The 16,197-nt window shown below is 44.4% G+C and carries 14 protein-coding genes; 9 read left to right on the top strand and 5 right to left on the bottom strand.

The window, feature by feature from the left end; genetic code table 11:
- From ABDW33_RS21430 to ABDW33_RS21420, 3 genes are all read left to right on the top strand, one after another.
- Complete coding sequence (locus ABDW33_RS21430; protein ID WP_343692147.1) at positions 1–2,832, top strand: sugar-binding domain-containing protein; 2,832 nt, start codon at positions 1–3, stop codon at positions 2,830–2,832.
- Between the two features lie 318 nt (positions 2,833–3,150).
- On the top strand, positions 3,151–3,582 hold the full coding sequence (locus ABDW33_RS21425) for a hypothetical protein (protein WP_343692146.1): 432 nt from the start codon (positions 3,151–3,153) through the stop codon (positions 3,580–3,582).
- A gap of 114 nt (positions 3,583–3,696) precedes the next feature.
- Positions 3,697–4,752, top strand: coding sequence for a response regulator (locus ABDW33_RS21420; protein ID WP_343692145.1), 1,056 nt, complete (start codon positions 3,697–3,699; stop codon positions 4,750–4,752).
- 73 nt (positions 4,753–4,825) lie between these two features.
- Here the strand turns inward: ABDW33_RS21420 and ABDW33_RS21415 are convergent, their stop codons facing one another.
- The 5 genes from ABDW33_RS21415 to ABDW33_RS21395 all read right to left on the bottom strand — a co-directional run bounded on the left by ABDW33_RS21415 (position 4,826) and on the right by ABDW33_RS21395 (position 8,606).
- Positions 4,826–5,674 (bottom strand): universal stress protein, encoded by an 849-nt coding sequence (locus ABDW33_RS21415; protein ID WP_343692144.1) that lies wholly within the window; start codon positions 5,672–5,674, stop codon positions 4,826–4,828.
- 12 nt (positions 5,675–5,686) lie between these two features.
- The gene (locus ABDW33_RS21410) at positions 5,687–6,730 is read right to left on the bottom strand and encodes a zinc-dependent alcohol dehydrogenase family protein (protein ID WP_343692143.1); all 1,044 of its coding nucleotides are present in this window, start codon (positions 6,728–6,730) and stop codon (positions 5,687–5,689) included.
- Positions 6,731–6,741: 11 nt separating this feature from the next.
- Entirely contained in the window at positions 6,742–7,146 is a 405-nt protein-coding gene (locus ABDW33_RS21405; protein WP_343692142.1) for a response regulator, read from the bottom strand.
- A 77-nt stretch (positions 7,147–7,223) separates the two neighbouring features.
- Complete coding sequence (locus ABDW33_RS21400) at positions 7,224–8,369, bottom strand: site-2 protease family protein (protein WP_343692141.1); 1,146 nt, start codon at positions 8,367–8,369, stop codon at positions 7,224–7,226.
- Positions 8,370–8,438: 69 nt separating this feature from the next.
- On the bottom strand, positions 8,439–8,606 hold the full coding sequence (locus ABDW33_RS21395; RefSeq protein ID WP_343692140.1) for a hypothetical protein: 168 nt from the start codon (positions 8,604–8,606) through the stop codon (positions 8,439–8,441).
- A gap of 374 nt (positions 8,607–8,980) precedes the next feature.
- On the opposite strand from ABDW33_RS21395, the gene ABDW33_RS21390 reads away from it, so the two are divergent.
- From ABDW33_RS21390 to ppsA, 6 genes are all read left to right on the top strand, one after another.
- Positions 8,981–9,802, top strand: coding sequence for a hypothetical protein (locus ABDW33_RS21390; RefSeq protein ID WP_343692139.1), 822 nt, complete (start codon positions 8,981–8,983; stop codon positions 9,800–9,802).
- 3 nt (positions 9,803–9,805) lie between these two features.
- Entirely contained in the window at positions 9,806–11,233 is a 1,428-nt protein-coding gene (locus ABDW33_RS21385) for a L,D-transpeptidase family protein (RefSeq protein WP_343692138.1), read from the top strand.
- A gap of 281 nt (positions 11,234–11,514) precedes the next feature.
- A complete protein-coding gene (locus tag ABDW33_RS21380) occupies positions 11,515–11,946 on the top strand; it encodes an Hsp20/alpha crystallin family protein (protein ID WP_343692137.1) in 432 nt (143 codons plus the stop codon).
- Positions 11,947–12,072: 126 nt separating this feature from the next.
- Positions 12,073–12,903 (top strand): hypothetical protein, encoded by an 831-nt coding sequence (locus ABDW33_RS21375; RefSeq protein ID WP_343692136.1) that lies wholly within the window; start codon positions 12,073–12,075, stop codon positions 12,901–12,903.
- Between the two features lie 10 nt (positions 12,904–12,913).
- Positions 12,914–13,744, top strand: a complete 831-nt coding sequence (locus ABDW33_RS21370; protein WP_343692135.1) for a universal stress protein — start codon at positions 12,914–12,916, stop codon at positions 13,742–13,744.
- A gap of 6 nt (positions 13,745–13,750) precedes the next feature.
- Positions 13,751–16,114, top strand: coding sequence for a phosphoenolpyruvate synthase (ppsA, locus tag ABDW33_RS21365; protein ID WP_343692134.1), 2,364 nt, complete (start codon positions 13,751–13,753; stop codon positions 16,112–16,114).
- Positions 16,115–16,197: the final 83 nt, after the last annotated feature.

The raw sequence follows: 16,197 nt of genomic DNA, 5'->3' as shown, positions 1-16,197 counted from the left end.
ATGAAGAAACGTATATTCATTTTACTCGGGATGTTGTTAGTGACCTTTATTACTACAGGCACTGCGCAGCAGAAGGATACCCTCTTTCTGGCAGGAGAGTGGCGTTTTCTGGCCGATCCGGCAGACAAAGGAATAACTGACAGGTGGTTTAGCGGAAGGCTGAAAGATACGATTCATTTGCCCGGGTCTATGACTACCAACGGTAAAGGCGATGACATCAGTTTAAATACGCCCTGGACAGGTGAGATTATAGATTCCTCTTATTTTTTTATGCCACAGTACGCACCATACCGTGTAGCTGGAAATATTAAAGTACCCTTCTGGCTACAACCGACAAAGTACTATAAAGGTGCCGCATGGTACCAGAAAAGTGTAGTGGTGCCTGCTTCCTGGGCAAATCAACACCTGGAATTACTGATAGAAAGAAGTCATTGGGAAACAACTGTATGGATAGATAATAAAATGGTGGGCATGCAGAACAGCCTGGCTACCGCACATCGGTTCGATCTTACGGGCTACTTAACGCCCGGAGAACACCAGATCACCGTCCGGGTAGATAACCGGGTGAAAGATATCAATGTTGGCATGAATTCCCACAGTATAACAGACCACACGCAAACCAACTGGAACGGGATGACAGGAAAGCTGTTGCTCTCAGCAAGACCGCCGGTGTTTATCAGCGACGTGCAATTGTATCCTGATGTGCAGCATAAAAATGTACATGTGAAGGTGATGATTAAAAATACAACAGGTGTGGCCGTGAATACCAGCATTCAGTTACATGCAGTTTCCCGGAATATCCCCACTGTAAAAGAAAAGACATTGACAACAGCTATCACCATCCCGGCTGATAGTTTGCTGTTTGAAGCCACGTATAGTATGGGTGATAACCCCATGGGCTGGGATGAATTTCATCCAAATATATATACGCTGGAAACGAGGTTGAAAAATGGAGACATGACACGCGTTGATTTTGGTATGAGATCATTTAGTGTGACAGATGGTGTGTTGATGAATAACGGGCACCGCGTTTTTTTGCGGGGCACACTGGAATGTGCTATTTTCCCGTTGACCGGGTATCCTGCCACAGACCTGGCGTCCTGGCTGCGGATTTTTGAAACTGCAAAATCGTACGGGCTCAATCATCTGCGTTTTCATTCCTGGTGTCCGCCAGAGGCCGCTTTCCAGGCAGCTGATCGACTGGGCTTCTACCTGCAGATAGAATGCTCTTCCTGGGCGAATAGCGATACAAGGATAGGTGATGGCGCCCCTATTGACCAATATATCTATGAAGAAAGTAATGCAATTGTAAAGGCTTATGGTAACCACCCTTCCTTCTGCATGCTTACTTATGGGAACGAACCTGCTGGTAAACATTATGTAGAATACCTTACTGCGTTTGTCAATTACTGGAAGAGAAAAGATGGACGTAGAATTTATACGGCCGGATCCGGCTGGCCTTCGATCGCAGAGAATGACTATCATGTTACGCCTGATCCCCGCATACAGGCATGGGGAAGTGGACTGAAGAGTATTATCAATGCACAAGCCCCCAGTACTGACTATGACTGGTCGGGTATCATCAAAAAATGGAAGGCTCCAACGGTGAGTCATGAAATCGGACAATGGTGTGTATACCCTGATTTTAAGGAAATTAAAAAGTATACAGGCGTTGTAAGGGCAAAGAACTTTGAGATTTTTCAGACAACGCTCCGCGGGAATGGCCTGGGACATCTGGCAGATAGTTTCCTGCTGGCGTCAGGAAAGTTGCAGGTACTGTGTTATAAAGCGGATATAGAAGCTGCTTTGAGAACACCGGGATTTGGCGGCTTTCAGTTACTCGGCCTGTATGATTTTCCGGGGCAGGGTACAGCATTGGTAGGCGTATTAAATGCCTTTTGGCAGAATAAGGGGTATGTAACAGCAAAGGAGTTTAAACAATTTTGCAACACGACAGTACCATTGGCCAGGTTGCCGAAAATGATTTATCTGAATAGTGAGCAGTTGAGTGTTCCGGTCGAGGTAGCGCATTTTGGTGCGACTGTGATTAAGAACACAAGGCCCGTTTGGCAATTGTCTGATGCAAAAGGAAAGGTGCTGTTTAACGGCGTGCTGAGCCAAAGGGATATCCCATTGGGCAATTGCTTCCAGTTGGGAAAGATCAGCCAGGACCTGAAGACAATAAAACGGGCCTCAAAACTGACGCTGACAGTAACCGTGAACGGATACAGCAATAGCTGGGATCTTTTTGTGTATCCTGCAGAAAAGCCGGCTTTGGCAGAAGACATATTGGTCACACAGGTGTTGGATAAGAAAGCGGTATCAATCCTGGAAAATGGTGGCCGTGTGCTGTTAACACTCAAAAAAGGCGGTGTGAAAAATGGGTGTGGTGGCGATGTAGCTGTCGGTTTTTCAAGCATCTTCTGGAATACAGCCTGGACAAAAGGGCAGCCCCCTCACACCCTGGGCATATTGTGTAATCCCGGACATCCTGCCCTGAATGAGTTTCCGACTGATTATTACAGTAACTGGCAATGGTGGGATGCAATGAGCCATTCGAGTGTCATTATAGCTGATTCGATTGCTAAAAATATGCGCCCCGTCATCAGAGTCATAGATGATTGGGTAACGGCAAGATCCCTGGGGTTGTTATATGAGTGTAAAGTCGGTAAAGGGAAGCTGATGTTGTGCGGTATAGATCTGGTAACAGATGCGGATAACAGGATAGCAGCACAGCAGTTGTTATATAGTATCAAAAAGTACATGGCTGGTCAGTTATTCAATCCGACAGTACCGGTGACGGCGGAAAAGATAGGCGCATTGTTAAACTAAGTGGCACCACAACTTCTCTCTTATCTATCACCTTTGTTTCAAATGTCGTCTCAGTATATGCGCTAAAAAAATATGTGTTTTCAGGTTTGGGAAAAACTTTACTGCATCTGATAAGTAAATTAATAACAGCGTTACAACATCTTGTTCCGGGGGGCTAAGTGGGCTGATTTGATCATGCCCCGATATGACCAATGTTAATGGTAGTGATTGAGAATCAGCCTAAATTATGATACCGTACTGGAAAAATGAGCAGGCGGGTGCCGGCATGAGCGGGCGAAATGTATGCGGTAGTAATTAGATGATGCTTAAACACTTTTTATGAGAGGGAATTTGTTGTCAACCACTTATCTGGTGTCTAATATAAGCGCGTTGCTGATTTTGTTAATAAGTATCTGGTTTAAAAGAGCTGGCCGGATGATTATTGGCGGAATGTTTCTCGTCGCAGCACTGGTCAATACCTGGCAGGCCATTTACAGGCCGGAGGCCTATAACATTTATGAGTGGATAGCGGCGCTTCCCGTTTATGAATACCTGATTGGGCAGGTATTTTTATTACATATCACATTGTATATACTCATTTTGATGGTCTTCCAGCTGCTGGTAGGTACGGGTATTCTTTATAACCGTAAACCGGCATTTCTGGCAGCAATAGTTTATTTATTGGCGCTGGCGCCGCTGGGGGCAGGGTCATCATTTCCCTGTACTATATTATTGTCAATAGCGTGCGTGATACTCCTGAAAAAAGAATAATTATCCCCGAACACCTTTCTTTTGCATATTTCCCTGATTTTTAGTAAATTAAATTATTATTTAGCACCTACAATTAGCACACCACATTATTTACCTGAGTAATCCATACCCCTTATGGCTACAATACTCATCATTGAAGATAACCAGGAAATCCGGGATAATATCGCTGAGATACTTGAAATGGCCGATTATCAGGTAATAGCTGCTGCCGACGGCAAGCAGGGTTTGATGCTTGCTGAGTCGAAGCATCCGGATCTCATTGTATGCGATTTGACTTTACCGATTCTCGACGGCTTCGTTGTCCTGCAAATGCTGAACAAAGATGACAAACCCTGTAAAATTCCATTTATTTTCCTGACCGCCAGATCAGAAAGAGCTGAGATCAGAAAAGGCATGGATATGGGGGCAGATGATTATATCACCAAGCCATTTGACCCTTCAGAGTTGCTAAGTGCGATAGAATGCCAGCTCAGGAAGGCGGCCCATGCCAGGATAAGCTCCGTCAAAGTAAAGCCGTTAACGACCGAAGAGGAGAATAAAGCGGATGAGGATCCCTTTACAAACCTGACTAAAGACCGGAATATACGTACCATCAAAAGTAAGCAGATCATTTATCAGGAAGGTAATCATCCTTCCTGTCTGTATTTCATACTGAAAGGACTGGTTAAAACATTCAGGATAGATGAAGAGGGAAAGGAGTTTATTTCAGGACTATACAAGGAAGGGGAATTTCTGGGTTACCTCCCTGTACTGGAAAAGACGCGCTACAGTGATACTGCAGAAGCCATCGGACAGGTAACAATGGCTATTATTCCTATCGGAGACTTTGAAGAACTGACAGTATCCAACAGGCATGCGCGTGAAAGGATCATTCGCATGCTAACCCATACCATAGAAGAAAAAGAGGTGCAGTTATTGAGAGTGGCTTATGACTCACTGAGAAAAAGAGCCGCAGATACGTTGCTTACTGTCTTTCACAAATATAACGTGGCCGGCGACAGCAGTGTCGGCATTAAATTCAGCCGGGGAAACCTGGCCGCCATTGCAGGTGTTGCAAAAGAATCCTTTGCCCGTACCCTGGCCGATTTTAAGGAGGAGCATTTAATAGATATCAAAAATGGCGTTATTTACCTGCTGGACATAGGAAAACTCAATCAATTGGGTAATTGACCTCCACTTTTCTATGCTTCTGCTTTTTCCGTGATACAATACAGAGAAGGGGGAAAGATACTTCCCCCCCGTGTCAGGAATGACCTGAAGGGTGTGTAATAAATACGGGGCCTTTCAGGTTACGGATAATATTATCTGCACTGCTGCTGTTAAAGAAACGGGATACCCTGCTACGCCCATATGCACCGAAGGTACCTATCAGGTCCGTTTTGGTATCCAGGTAAGCCTGAATGGCGCTGTCAGGCTTACCAGTTAATATTTTATAAGTCAGGTGCGCATTATATGCTTTCAGGTATTCCTGCAGATGCTCCTTATAGGGAATTGTTTTTTCCCCTTTTTCACAGACATATACAATCTCACAGTGCCTGTTAATCAGGTCCGGAAACAGTGCTGCAAATGCCTTGATGGCGTACATTGAGGAGTAGGTGCCATTGTAACAGAATGCCACTCCATCTATCAGGTGGTTTTCTTCAGATAATACCATGACAGGACATTGCGCATGAGTAAGCATATTTTTGACAAAACCGGTTGGATTGGTGTCGTACAGGTAAGGGAAGGAAAGGGCTTTCCCGATAATAAGCAGGTCCGCAAAGCGACTTTCGCTGATCACTTCATCTTCAGCAATACCCCTGATATTTTTGATAGTGCAGGTCAGCTGTTTTTCTTTACAATCTTTTTTTATCGCGCTGTAATTATCTTCAATGAGCTCTTTCTTCTCATGCTCACTTTCCCGCAATTTCTGATAGTATACTCCTGCCAGGCCTTCCATGCCGGCCGCTGACAGCAGCTGATTGGCACTTTTGGTGTCTTCCAGCATCAGCACTGTAAGGGTATGCTCGTGCAGGGAGGTAACAGCGGCAATTGCATCCAGTTGTTGGGCTGTATAGTTGACAGCATCAATGACGGCAAGTATCTTTTTCATTGTATATAAGTTTTAATATTCATTGCTGATGATCACTTTCAGTGCCTTTTCTTTGGCTGCATTGCCGAAAGTTTCATAGGCAGCTACTATTTCTGACAATTTGAAATGATGGGTAATCAATGAGGCAGGATCCAGTTTTTTACTGCTCACTGTTTTTAGGAGCATAGGAGTGCTGCAGGTATCTACCAGTCGGGTGGTAATGGTAATATTCTTTGACCACAAATCCTGCATGGCTAAGGATACAGGTTTACCATGCACGCCTATATTGGCTACTTTGCCTCCGGGACGTATCAGTTGGGTACACAGTTCGAAGGTGGCAGGTATACCCACCGCTTCCATGGCTGTATCGACGCCTTCGTACCCGGTAAGTGCCATTACAGCAGCGACTACATTTTCCTGCTGGCTATTAATGGCATGCGTTGCCCCCATCTGTTTGGCCACTTCCAGCCGGTTGCTGTCTGTATCAATCACGATGATGTCTGCCGGAGAGAAGAACCGGGCAGTGGTAAGTGCTGCCAGGCCTATAGGCCCTGCGCCGACTATCGCTACGGTTGTTCCAGGTTGCACCTGTCCGTTCAGTACGCCGCATTCATATCCTGTGGGGAATATATCGCTCAGCATTACAAGCGACTCCTCATTGGTACCTGTGGGTATGTGGTACAGGCTTGTGTCTGCGTAAGGTATTCTTACATATTCAGCCTGTGTGCCATCTATCAGGTGTCCCAGGATCCAGCCGCCCTCGTGGCAGTGGGAGTACATGCCCTTTCTGCAGTAATCACATTTTCCGCAGGAGGTGATACAGGAAATAAGTACATGGTCTCCCTTTTTGAAGTTGGAGACATTGTCACCGGTTTCCTCAATAATGCCTATTCCTTCGTGCCCCAGTGTGAGCCCGTAGACCACTTCTTTTACATCTCCCTTTATTATATGAAGGTCGGTACCACATATCGTGGTCTTTATTATTTTTACGATCGCATCGGTAGATGCAATCAACCCGGGTTTGGCTTTTTCTTCAAGGGCCACCTGCCCGATATTTTTATAGACGAGTGCTTTCATAACTATAGTTTTTATAGAATGTATCGGAGCATGCTTGCAGCCAGCTGAAAATATCCTTTGTAAGTAAAAGGTTTCTCATAATAATTAATAGCACCATTGCTGATGCATTCATCCCGGGTGATCCTGTCTGCAGCTGTACTCCAGATCACTTTAGGAATGCCTTTCAGGCAATGCAGGTTGTTCAGCTTCTTTAGTATTTCTGCACCTGTATAATAAGGCATATTGTAATCAAGGATGATGAGCGAAGGTTGTTCTCCGGACTGATTATCGTCCAGGCAGTTGATGAAGTCTTTCCCATTTTCAAATATCTGCATTGTGATGCGTGGATTGATCTGATGAATTGCCGCCATCAGAATTTCCTGGTCATCCGAATCATCCTCCACGAGATATACAACCTTAGGTGCTTCGTCTTTCATTGTGGTATATATTTAAATAGTCAGGAAGTAGTATGCAGTAGTAGTGCTGTGGTGGCCGGATCTGTTATAAGAACATCTTAACTGGTCATTAATGAAAGTAATAGCGGAATGATACACCCAAATGCTAATGGCTTCTTATGTGCAGTTATTGCATGTTGTAAGATATTACTGATGATATTGTCCCGGCTGATCACACCAATTACCTGTTGGTTAGTTGAAGTGACCGGTATATAAACATCGGGTTTCGACGGCAGTTGATTCCAGATGTCTGTTAATTTGTTGCCAGCCTGTACGGGCACTATATCCGGAAGAATCATATCTTTTAAAGCAACAGTTTCCCTGCTGTTTAGTAATGAAAATAAAATGGTTTCCCTGTCCAGTATGCCTACAATATTATCCTTGTCTGTCAATACGTAGTAACGGTCATTATTACTACAGATAGCATTCAGCAGTTCCTGCCGGGATATATGTACATCAAGCGTTTTATAGTCATGGCATATTACATCTCCTACATTTTCGTCTTTCAGAAGATAGGAAATAACGTAGTTGTCTTTTTCAATGGATGAAGCGAAGAGAAGGAAACATCCGTAAAAGATGAATAACAGGTTGCCTGTAAGCAGACCGGCACCGGCCATCAGCCAACTGAATATTTTTGTAATGATCAATGTATTTTGAAAGGCTGTATAAGAAGAGAAGAAAAGTCCTAATACTCCTCTCGTAACTTTTCCTCCATCCAGCGGTAATGCCGGCAGCAGGTTAATAATCGCAAGTGCCAGATTGATATTATACAGGAAATGCCAGAAATTCCCACTATGAAGGCTGCTAAAAATAACGCCTACCTTCCAGAAAGAGGTTCCCGGGGGTAAAAGCGGAATCATTGCCAGCGCAATAAAAATATTAACAAGTGGGCCTGCTATGGCGACAGCTATTTCCTGCCGGGGAGTGGCCGGTTGTTTGGAAAAGTAAGTAAGTCCTCCAATCGGGAGCAATTGTATTTTACTGATGGGAATATTGTAATGTCGTGCTGCCACGGTATGACCAAGTTCGTGGAATAATACACATACGAAAACCGCTAATAATTCACCTATTGTCAATATTGCAGTATTGAGCGGCTCTCTCCCGATTACCTGCATGGCCAATACCCATATGATTAATAGCAGAAATGTCCAATGCAGTTGGATGGGAACCCCTTTAATGATTAATATTTTAAATGAATTTTTCATCCGCTATTATTTTGTCATTACAGGAAAGAGATACTAGTAGAAACAGTCTGTTGGGGTGCGGCCTTGTCTCTAAATTACATCCATCCAGCCGGCCAGGAAATGACCCTGGTCAAAGAAAAGATTGACGCGGATCACCGTAGCCTTGTTAAAAAGGCCAGTCCGCAAGACACTGTAGGGACTGGCCTGGACGTGTTGACTTGTAATCAGGGTTTTCCTGGCAACGGTACAAGGGATCATATCATAATAAGTTAATAGTACCTGGTTGCCTGCAGTAATACACCTGACTATAATTCCTCCTGTTGTTGTTTTTTACATCACGTTACAAAAGAAGGATAGCAATTACGGTCACTATCCTTCATTTTTCCCGGGTGTATTGGTTGTGAAAAAAGCACTCTTTTGCATATCGCTCAAACATCAAATTCCTTTATTAACAACCTGAAGTTACCATGTCGTAGATAGACAAATCAATGACATCCGTCACTTTTTTCGTTGATTTTATCCTTGCAACAGTCATAGATGTCAAAATCATCCCTGATGAAAGTCATTTTTGTTACTTGCCGATCTTCGGAAATTTAACTGTTGCCCATTATTTAATTTTAAATCCCACAGCCATGAGGAAAGTAGTCATTGCCTTTGATGGCACACATTATTCCAATGGAGCATACGAGTTCGCCAAAAGATTGAATGAAACTGAAAGAATATTATTGATCGGTGTATTTCTGCCAGCGCTTGATTTTACGGAGTTTAATTATGTATTCGGGGGTGGGGGGATGTATGTACCAGTGCAGATGGAAATCGATGAAAGTAAAATAAAAAAGAATATTGACAGGTTCGAAGATAACTGTATCAGGGACGATATCGAATTTCGGGTGCATATGGATCCATCTTCTTACTCATTGTTAAAGTTACAAAAGGAAAGCAGGTTCGCAGACCTGTTGATTATCGGTAGTCAGCAGTTTTATGATAATCTGCAGCGTGAATACGCTGACGAGTTCCTCAGGGACATACTGCATGATGCTGAATGTCCCATAATTGTAGCACCGGAAAAATTTAATTTCCCTGAGAATATTATTCTTGCCTACGATGGAACACGGTCTTCCGTATTTGCTATTAAAATGTTTGCCTATCTCTTTGGCGACTTGTGTAAGGGACAGACGACACTTGTATACGCTACGCGCAGATTGCACAATTCCCTGCCAGATGAAGATTATATAAAAGAACTGGCAGCAAGGCATTACAGTGATCTGACCTTCCGGCAACTGGAACTCTATAAACTGGAGGATTTCCATACCTGGCTGCAGGATATTCAGCATCCTATGCTTGTAACCGGTGCCTTTGGCCGCTCAGGGTGGTCAGACATATTTAAGAAGAGTTTTTGCTGCAGTGATATTTATGAGAATAAATACCCTGTTTTTATCGCTCATCATTCGTAATGTATGAAACATTGGCTGGTGTTCTTTTTGTTCGGGCTGTTCCTGCCATTTCCTGTAAGCAGCCAGCATATACGCTGGTTGTCTGATACAGCGAACTGCCAGCTGCTTTTTCAGTTATTCGGCCAGGCGGCGTTGTTTGGTCTGGATGAAAAGGATTATGCCTATACAACGGTCCGACAAGTACAGTCAGCTACTGTCATTCGGGATACGCTCAGTGTCGATAATGCAATTACGGATGCTGCTACTTCATTTTTTTCTGATATCGCCTATGGCAGGCAGGCGAACCGAATTACTTACAACGGGCTCAATTATTATCCCACCTGTATGAACATCAGGGATAGTATTGTGTATGCACTCAGGGAGCACCGTTTAGGAACGCTGGCGTCCAGACTGGAGCCACACAATCCGATGTATGCAGCACTGAAGCAGCAATTAGCCGTGCTGTACAGCCGCCTGTCGCTTGCAGCCACTCCTGTAATTGCTGAACAATTGGACAGTACCAATCATCCACTTATCGAAAGGTTATACCAGCTGGGGATCACAGACTCGCTTAATTACGCGGTCAGTGAAGATAGCCTGAGAAATATGCTCAGGAAAGCCCAGCGTATGTTTGAGATGCTGGAAGATGGCCATGTAAGGCAGGCGATACTGGAGGAACTGAATATTTCGATGGAAAAACGCCTGTATGAACTAAAGCAGGCCTTAAATACCTGGCGATGGCTCAATTGTATACAGGAGGAAGAACCGGTGATCATCGTTGATATTCCCGCAGCAAACCTGTTCTACCTTTATAAAGATTCAGTACGCTTTTATACCCGGTGTATAGTAGGAAAACCGGCTACTCCCACTACGCCTCTTGTTAGTAAAGTACATGAGGTAATATTATTCCCCTATTGGACTGTACCTCATGAGATAGCTGTAAATGAATTACTGCCGGCTATCAAAGGAGCACCTGCCGATTACCTGGATTATGGGAATTACCAGGTGCTGGATAAAATGGGTAAGGTGGTAGATCCGGCTGGCATTAAATGGCAGCAGTTAAATAAGAACAATTTTCCCTATACACTGCGCCAGCTATTTGGTTGTGACAACTCACTGGGTATAATCAAACTCAATTTTTATAGCCCTTATAGTACGTATCTACACGATACACCTAACAAGAGTTATTTCCTGTTCAATAGCAGGTATTTCAGCCATGGTTGTGTTCGGGTAGAAAATGTGGACGTGCTGGCAGAGATGCTGGAACCGGCCCTGCATCCTTTTCTGGCAAATTCACCGTCCACTGTATGTGATCTGGCGGCTGGCAATGGGCAACTTATTTTTCCTCTCAAACACCCGGTACCACTGTTTATACTCTATGAAGTTGCCTGGCCGGATCCAAACGGGGTAATCCGGTTTTATGATGACGTTTACAACAAAGTTAAAATCTGATAGTATACGATTTTTATACCCTGTGTTACGAAGTGTACATTCACCCGTCATTATTACCGGGAATACACTTTGAACCTGGTAAGAGGAAAAAAGCTATTGCAGGAACCGGAATCAGCACTTAGCGCTCATGTCGTCGATAGTGATGAAAGTCAATATTTCACGTACTCCGGATCATTGTTTTCAGTATAGAAACGGATGTACATTCATATTGTAAAATGACCCTGATATTTAGAAAGTATAATCCCAATATTCTTCATAATTATAAAACCAAGGAGGTAACTATGTCTAAGGAATTAACTAAGGCAACTTCCATTCTGCCTTCCGTATTTGACGATTATTTTAAACCCTGGAAAGATTTCTTCGATTTTAACGGTGGTAAAACTTTTACTGCTACAGTACCTGCCGTAAATATTACAGAGGAAAAAGATCAGTTTAAACTTACCGTAGCAGCCCCTGGAATGGATAAGGACGATTTCAGAATCGATATAGAAAATGATGTTCTTACCATCAGTGCTGAAGCCGAAGAAAGTGACGAAACTCCAACCAGACAGGAGTATAATTACAGTAGCTTCTCCAGGAGTTTCAGACTGCCTGCCAGTGTGATCAAAGAAAAAGTGGAAGCGAAGTATAAAGACGGCATCCTGAAATTATACCTGCCAAAGACAGAAGAAGCCCGCAGAGCGAACGGTACAAAGCATATTGTCATTCAGTAACAAAGAAAGTGAAGGTCGTCTCAAAAGTACATCCATCCGGTTTTAATCGGACTGCTGGCGGAATGAATGTTCGTTGAAACAATTCAGCCTGCTTTTGAGACACCTTCAACTGTAAACCTCATCGCTATGAAAAAGATCATTTATGTAACAGATGCGCTTGATCTGCATCTTGAAAACCTGGAATTTGCGGGTTATATCGCTGGTCTGGCCAAATCAAAATTGCTGGCTGTTTTCCTTGAAAATGATGAGTCAGAAATGCGAACAGACAGCATGATTAAAACCGCCGCCGTAAATGCCGGGCTGAATGTGACAGACGAACCTGTTACATTGAAACAACATACCTGTGATGCGAATATTCAACGCTTCAGAACGGCGTGTGAAAGCAAGGGTATTGATTGCGCTGTACATAGAGATCGGGGAAATCCGCTGGCAGAACTAATCCTGGAAAGCAGGTATGCAGACCTGCTGTTGCTGAACGTCGGTACTTCATTCAGTGCAAACAGGGAAGGCACTCCTTCTGATTTTGTCAAAGATGTGATGGGTAATGCCGAATGCCCCGTTGTGATCATGCCTGCCAGTTTTGAAGGAATTGACGAATTGGTATTTACGTATGATGGAAAGGCATCCTCCATTCATGCCATTAAACAGTTCACTTATCTTTTCCCGCAACTGAACGAGCTGAAGACCGTCGTGATCAGTATTAATCCTGAGGATGTAACCCCCGAAGAAAGATATAAATTCAGGGAGTGGATGCATGCACATTACAACTACCTTGATTTCTTATCCACAGAAGGAAACGTAAAAATGGGGCTGGTCGAATTACTTTATGACAGGAGTAAATCTTTTATAGTAATGGGCGCTTATGGGCGGAATCTGCTCTCCAATTTCTTTAGTCCCAGCCATGCAGATCCGGTTATAAAAATGGTCAGCCAGGCTGTATTTATTGCTCACCACTGAAACAAAGATTATGAAAAAGATACTGGCTGTTTTTGATGGGCTGAAGTTTTCAGACAGTACCCTTCAATATGCTGTGAAATTGGGTATCCAGCATGATGCGCTCATTACAGGTGTTTTCCTGGAAGATCCTACTTATACAAGTCGTGGTATTTACCAGTTGTACAATGAAAAGGAATATGCCTATGATAGTGTAAAAGACCTGGTTCGGGAAGACAGACAAGAACGTGATGCAGCTGTAGACCGTTTTGAAAAAGCCTGTAAGGAGGCCAGTGTAAACTACCTGGTGCACCGCGATCGGGAATTGGCTATCCGTGATCTCTTAAAGGAGAGCAGGTATGCGGACCTGTTGTTGATTGATGTGAGTGAGTCTATGACCCGGTACACAGAGGATCCCCCAACGCATTTTGTAAAGGAGATCCTGGCCGGCGCGCGATGCCCGGTGTTGATACTGCCCCAGCATTTTTCAGATATAAAAAAGGTGTTCTGGTTATATGATGGTTCACCTGTTTCTATATATGCCTTTAAGATGTTTAGCTATTTATTGCCTGTATTAAGTGCGTTACCATTGGAGGTATTAACTGTCGATTTACCCGAAGTTACGCTGTACAATGATATGGTGAAGGAGTTAATTGCCCTTCACACGCCGCAGGCGAATTATCATTTGCTGAAAGGCGTACCGGAAGTAGAAATACCAAGGTTCATGCGGAAACAGGAAAAAGACTCATTGCTTATTTTGGGGGCTTACCAGCGTGGTGCTTTATCAATGCTCTTCAAAACAAGTATGGCCGATGTACTGGTAAAGGAGCATCAATGGCCGCTTTTTGTTGCACATAATAAATAGCAGGAGATGGAAAGCTTCATTATGCGTTTTGATGATATACGCCTGAAAAATGTACCCGAAGTGGGAGGGAAGAATGCCTCACTGGGTGAAATGTATAATATGTTTGCCGGAAGTGGTATACATGTGCCGGATGGTTTTGCTACCAACGCGTTTGCATTCTGGTCCTTCCTCGATTACAATAATTTATGGGAGCCGCTGGCGCAGTTGATGCGTGAACTTGACAAGCGCAACTGGTCTGATCTGTCAGAAAAAGGAGCCGCTGCCAGGAAGCTGATCCTCAATGGTCATTTACCGGAAGAGGTCATTGCAGAGGTGTTGCCAGCCTATCGGCAGTTATGCGGCGAAGCGTTATCACCAGTCGCGGTAAGAAGCAGCGCTACTGCAGAAGATCTGCCGGATGCCAGTTTTGCCGGACAGCACGAGTCTTTTTTGAATATCAGGGGAGAGCAGGCGTTGCTCGATGCTATTGTTAAATGCTATGCCTCTTTGTATACAGACAGGGCTATCAAGTACCGGGAAGACAACGGATTTCAGCATGAAAAGGTGGCTTTGTCAGTTGGCGTACAGCTGATGGTCCGCTCTGATCTGGCTTCCTCCGGTGTGATTTTTACGCTCGATCCGGATACTGGTTTCAGAGATGTCGTATTAATAAATGGCATCTGGGGACTGGGTGAAAACATCGTACAGGGTGCGGTGGTGCCGGATGAATACCTGGTGTTTAAGCCGACACGTACAATTATCCAAAAACGGGTTGGTAGTAAAGATAAGATGTTATGTTTCCAGGAACATGGTGCGGGGGTGGAGAATATTGCGGTGGCTGTATCCCGGCAGCGCGAGCTGGTGCTGTCAGACCAGGAGGTGTTGCAGCTGGCTGACTGGGCAATGGATATTGAAAAACACTATGGCCGGCCAATGGACATTGAATGGGCCAAAGATGGTCTGAATGGACAGCTGTACATTGTACAGGCGAGGCCCGAAACAGTGCAATCCAAGCAGGACAGGAAATACCTGTCTGCCTGGCAGCTGTTACAGCAGGGCAATCCCCTTTGTAAGGGACTCGCCATTGGCAATAAAGTGGTAACAGGTCCTGCCAGGTTATTATCATCACCGTCTGAGGCCGGGCAGGTAAATGCCGGGGACATTGTGGTAACGAATACCACCAGTCCTGACTGGGATCCCGTGTTTAAGAAAGCAGGTGCACTGGTTACGAATACCGGTGGACGAACCAGTCATGCGGCTATTGTGGCCCGTGAAACCGGTATTGCCGCCATTGTAGGATGTGGGAATGCGACGGAAAAGATTAAGGAAGGACAGCCTGTCACTGTTTCCTGCTGTGAAGGAGATACTGGTATCGTATACGAGGGTATCCTCCCGTTCAGAGAGGAAAAGAAGAATCTCGACACCTTATCACTCCCGGATACTGTATCACCTATGCTCATCATCAGTGATCCTGCGCAGGCATTCAGATTGTCGTTTTATCCGAATGCAGGGGTGGGACTGCTAAGAATGGAATTTATCATTGCATCTTTTATTGGGGTGCATCCTATGGCACTGGTGAAATTTAATGAATTGAAGGACCAGGAAGCGCGTGAGAAAATTGAAGAGCTAACGGGCAGTTATCCGGATAAACCAACCTATTTTATTGATCGTTTAGCGCAGGGAATAGGTACTATTGCAGCAGCGTTCTATCCTAAACCGGTCATCGTACGCATGAGTGATTTCAAAACAAATGAATATGCCGCATTATTAGGCGGGAAGCAATTTGAACCGGTAGAGCCCAATCCTATGCTAGGATTCAGGGGAGCATCCAGATATTGTCATGATTTATATAAAGATGGATTTAAGCTGGAATGTGCAGCAATCAAAAAAGTGAGAGAGGAAATGGGCTTTTCCAATGTGAAGGTAATGATCCCCTTCTGCCGCACGGTGGAAGAAGGGGAGAAGGTACTGGGTTATATGTCTGAATTAGGGCTTAAAAGGGGGCAGCAGGGACTTGAAGTGTATGTGATGATAGAAATACCTGCCAATGTGATAATGGGCGAAAAACTGGCCGCCATATTCGATGGCTTTTCCATTGGGTCTAATGATCTGACACAGCTTACCCTGGGTATAGACAGGGATGCGACGCTGATAGCAGATCTGTTCAATGAAAAAGATCCTGCGGTGCTGAAAATGATCGGGGAGACGATCCGGAAGGCCCATGAAAAGATCATACCTGTCGGCTTCTGTGGCCAGGCGGCAAGTGATTTCCCTGAAATAGCCCTGTACCTGGTGAGACTTGGTATCAGCAGTATTTCTTTTACGCCGGATGCTTTATTCAGGGGAATTGAGCAGATTCAAATGGCGATGAAGGAGGAACATTTAGTTTGACGTATGGTAGTTTGCTGTTTTATAAAGCTGTTTCAATGGTATCATTGGAACAGCTTTTTTGTTGGTATGATAACAGACCCGCC

The organism is Chitinophaga sp. (genome assembly GCF_039596155.1).
In the GTDB taxonomy this organism is placed as follows: Bacteria; Bacteroidota; Bacteroidia; order Chitinophagales; family Chitinophagaceae; genus Chitinophaga.
The sequence above is the reverse complement of the archived record's forward strand: the minus strand, read 5'-3'. Positions and strand labels throughout refer to the sequence as shown.

What these genes read in the sequence shown, in the direction of transcription:
- ABDW33_RS21380 (WP_343692137.1), top strand. Translation starts at nt 11,515, where the DNA reads ATGTCTAAGGAATTAACTAAGGCAACTTCCATTCTGCCTTCCGTATTT.
- ABDW33_RS21420 (WP_343692145.1), top strand. Translation starts at nt 3,697, where the DNA reads ATGGCTACAATACTCATCATTGAAGATAACCAGGAAATCCGGGATAAT.
- ABDW33_RS21400 (WP_343692141.1), bottom strand. Translation starts at nt 8,369, where the DNA reads ATGAAAAATTCATTTAAAATATTAATCATTAAAGGGGTTCCCATCCAA.
- ppsA (WP_343692134.1), top strand. Translation starts at nt 13,751, where the DNA reads ATGGAAAGCTTCATTATGCGTTTTGATGATATACGCCTGAAAAATGTA.
- ABDW33_RS21370 (WP_343692135.1), top strand. Translation starts at nt 12,914, where the DNA reads ATGAAAAAGATACTGGCTGTTTTTGATGGGCTGAAGTTTTCAGACAGT.
- ABDW33_RS21430 (WP_343692147.1), top strand. Translation starts at nt 1, where the DNA reads ATGAAGAAACGTATATTCATTTTACTCGGGATGTTGTTAGTGACCTTT.
- ABDW33_RS21410 (WP_343692143.1), bottom strand. Translation starts at nt 6,730, where the DNA reads ATGAAAGCACTCGTCTATAAAAATATCGGGCAGGTGGCCCTTGAAGAA.
- ABDW33_RS21425 (WP_343692146.1), top strand. Translation starts at nt 3,151, where the DNA reads ATGAGAGGGAATTTGTTGTCAACCACTTATCTGGTGTCTAATATAAGC.
- ABDW33_RS21405 (WP_343692142.1), bottom strand. Translation starts at nt 7,146, where the DNA reads ATGAAAGACGAAGCACCTAAGGTTGTATATCTCGTGGAGGATGATTCG.
- ABDW33_RS21375 (WP_343692136.1), top strand. Translation starts at nt 12,073, where the DNA reads ATGAAAAAGATCATTTATGTAACAGATGCGCTTGATCTGCATCTTGAA.
- ABDW33_RS21415 (WP_343692144.1), bottom strand. Translation starts at nt 5,674, where the DNA reads ATGAAAAAGATACTTGCCGTCATTGATGCTGTCAACTATACAGCCCAA.
- ABDW33_RS21395 (WP_343692140.1), bottom strand. Translation starts at nt 8,606, where the DNA reads ATGATCCCTTGTACCGTTGCCAGGAAAACCCTGATTACAAGTCAACAC.
- ABDW33_RS21390 (WP_343692139.1), top strand. Translation starts at nt 8,981, where the DNA reads ATGAGGAAAGTAGTCATTGCCTTTGATGGCACACATTATTCCAATGGA.
- ABDW33_RS21385 (WP_343692138.1), top strand. Translation starts at nt 9,806, where the DNA reads ATGAAACATTGGCTGGTGTTCTTTTTGTTCGGGCTGTTCCTGCCATTT.